The 2,796-nt window shown below is 58.9% G+C and carries 2 protein-coding genes and 3 pseudogenes; 3 read left to right on the top strand and 2 right to left on the bottom strand.

What is annotated here, in order from left to right; all coding sequences use genetic code 11:
* Window positions 1–500 precede the first annotated feature (500 nt).
* Window positions 501–953: pseudogene (locus ACPYOP_RS32695) on the bottom strand (RNA-binding protein); the annotation flags it as partial.
* Window positions 954–1,187: 234 nt separating this feature from the next.
* Here ACPYOP_RS32695 and ACPYOP_RS32700 point away from each other — a divergent pair.
* The 3 genes and pseudogenes from ACPYOP_RS32700 to ACPYOP_RS32710 all read left to right on the top strand — a co-directional run.
* Entirely contained in the window at window positions 1,188–1,406 is a 219-nt protein-coding gene (locus tag ACPYOP_RS32700) for a hypothetical protein (protein ID WP_481414347.1), read from the top strand.
* A gap of 35 nt (window positions 1,407–1,441) precedes the next feature.
* Window positions 1,442–1,850 (top strand): annotated as a pseudogene (locus ACPYOP_RS32705) (transposase family protein); the annotation flags it as partial.
* Between the two features lie 76 nt (window positions 1,851–1,926).
* Window positions 1,927–2,028, top strand: a pseudogene (locus ACPYOP_RS32710) (IS6 family transposase); the annotation flags it as partial.
* Window positions 2,029–2,296: 268 nt separating this feature from the next.
* Here the strand turns inward: ACPYOP_RS32710 and ACPYOP_RS32715 are convergent.
* Entirely contained in the window at window positions 2,297–2,467 is a 171-nt protein-coding gene (locus ACPYOP_RS32715; protein ID WP_481414348.1) for a transposase, read from the bottom strand.
* Between the last annotated feature and the right edge of the window lie 329 nt (window positions 2,468–2,796).

Below are 2,796 nucleotides of genomic sequence, written 5' to 3' on the forward strand. Positions count from 1 at the left end.
CGGAGGAGTTCGCCCGCCATGGCGTCGAGACGATATTCCTGAAGGCACCACATTCCGGCACGCCGGAAGATCAGTTGGCCCCGCTCGTGCCAGAGAGCGTATGCCCAGGAGGAGTCGAACCTGCCAGACCATCCAACTTTGGAGGCTGTAGTTCCGTCCGGCATTCGCCGCTGCATTTGGCCATGGCGACCAGATTTGAGGAAACAACCTGCTGGTCCTCCCCTTAGGGATCGCACAGCAGGGCGGGGTTCGAACCCGCGTCCCGAAGGGTAACCAATGTAGTTTCCTCCGCATTCGCCATGTCATTCCATTCGTCCGTGACGACGAGGTGTGGTGAAACGTCCTGCTCTATCCGCTGAGCTACGGGTCCATAAACTGGAAGACCCGACGGGATTCGAACCCGCGACCTGGAGGGTAACAGCCTGTAGTTTCATCCGGCATTCGTCACGGCTCCCCGCGCCGTTCACGGCGACGCGGGGGTATTGCTTCCTGTGAGCCCGTTAGAGCTCGATCGCCTCGATGGCTTTTACCCAGCCATCCGCTCCATTGCTATTGGCCGCGAAAGCCGTGATCACCCCATAGACGGCATCCGAGAAACCGCCGATGTTGAGCAGGTCTTCCCGCGTCGGCGCCTGTGTGGTGGCGTGGGGCTGGATATCGAGGCAGACCAGCTTTGCAGCCGGGTTGACCCGCTTGATCCTCGCCCATTCCGTCATCACCGCCGTCGGCTGGCCACTTCCGCGTGCATCCACCCAGGACTCGTTGTCCGAGATGAACACGACGAGATCGACCTTGGCCTTCTCGTTTGCCAGCTTCTTCAGCGGCGCGGAGCAGTTGGTTCCTCCACCGCCGATTTTCGCTAGCTTGTCGGCATTGGTCATCACCGAATCCCGCCGGTTGAGACTGACGTTCACCACGTCATTCTCGAACGGCAACACCCGCGCCTTCGGATTCCCGATCGGTCCGATCATGCGCCCATAGACTGAGCGGAAACCGGAAATAGAACCAAACTTCCACAAGATCCTGAAATCCGGTTGCAAAGCTGAGAGGCCCGCCTGCAAACCGCCGAGCGCCTTGTAAAGCTTATTGCCGTCTTCTGCATCCTTGCCTGGCGGATCTTCTGGATGACGATGCTCAACCGAGCTACGCCGGATGCCGACCCCACGGTCGCGATCACGCAGATCGAGATGAAGCTGCTCGACCATCTGCTGCCTGATAAGGGCGAGCCGCCCGCATCCCGCGCGGGCACTTTGTCCGGTTATATGATCAAGCTTGCAAAGCTCGGCGGCTACCTGGCTCGCGCCGATGATCCGCCACCGGGCAACACCGTCATGTGGCGAGGTTTATCGCGCCTCACCGATATCAGGATCGGCATGACCATCGGCGGTGAACTTGTGGATAATTGAAAGCCTGCTCGGACGCGTACGGAAGAGGATGCATTATGGGAAGAATTCTTCACGGCAGCGCCCGCGCGAAGCCGCGTCTTCGAGCCGAACTCCAAGCGTCGCAAGAAAGCACCCGGTCCCTCGCCGCCCGCTTCGAAGACCGTCGCCAAATGGCGGGAGCGGACCACGACCGCCCATGCGCCAATGGGGCCTAAGTCACCCAAGAGCACGGTGCTGACACTGGCAGAGGAAACCATCGTGGTGGCTTTCCGGCAGAAGACGCTGCTGCCGCTGGATGACGTCCTGGGCTGCTTGCGCGATACCATTCCCAACCTTAGTCGCAGTGCGCTGCAACGCCACGGCATATCCCGACTGCCGGTCGCGGAAACCAAGGAGCGACGTAAGCGGTTCAAAAGCTACGAGATCGGTTACGTCCACATCGACAGCTGCGAACTGCGCCATGCCGGAGAGAGTGCCGAAGATTTTCAGCGAGATTTTTGATGAGCGATTTCAAGTGCGTCACTTTCAGGGTGGAGTGACTATGTGGGCGGTGCAATGGTATTGCCGCTATGGCATCAGCTATTGCGACCTTGAGCAAATGATGGGCGAACAGGGCGGGATTGTCGATCATTCCACAATCTTCGATCTGTGAAGAAATCGTTTTTGGACATCGTTTGTGCTATGTGTTTGGGATCATGATTTGGGGAAGTAAGCAGGTCGCGCTTGTCATCGCTCAACCTCCCATGAAGAGGCCAAACGTACAATGTAATGAACTTCTGTTCCAGGTGACTAGGAGACCTGCGCGCGAAAGGAGGTTCCCTTCCTGACCAGTGAGTTGCGGGCGTCAACACTGCTGAGAACTGTGTCCCGGCGATCCTCTCGCAACTTGCGCCTGGCTTCCTCGGTCATCATCAGCTCGCGACTTGCAGGATGGTGAGACTACGTCTGAGATTGTAGGCGATGGTGGTCAAATGAACCTGTACCGCAGCTTTAGCGAGACCTCGCCAGCGCATCCGCCGCGACCCGTAGCTTCGTTTCCATGTACCGAAGATCTTCTCGACCCTGCCACGAACGCGATGGATCGGCTGGTTCCTGGCGTCGAGTTATGCGGTTGCCTCCTCTTGCGTCCTGGCCCAGACGCTCGGTGCCACAACTCGTGACGAACCACCCGTGGCGCGAACCGCGTCGCCGAAGTGCGATCCTCGATATGCACTGTCGGCGAAGACCTCGCCAGGGTCATCCGGCAATGCGGCGGGGCCAGCTTTGCCGTCGTTCACATTGGCTGTTGTGACCGATATCTTCTCCACCAACGCCGTATCGGCGTCAGCGCCGACACTGCCATATCATAGTATCGGGACACCGAGCCACGCTGTTATTGGGTGTCTGACTGCCAGTGATAGCGTGTCGCGCG

This window comes from Rhizobium sp. KNZ2-6A, from assembly GCF_056755475.1.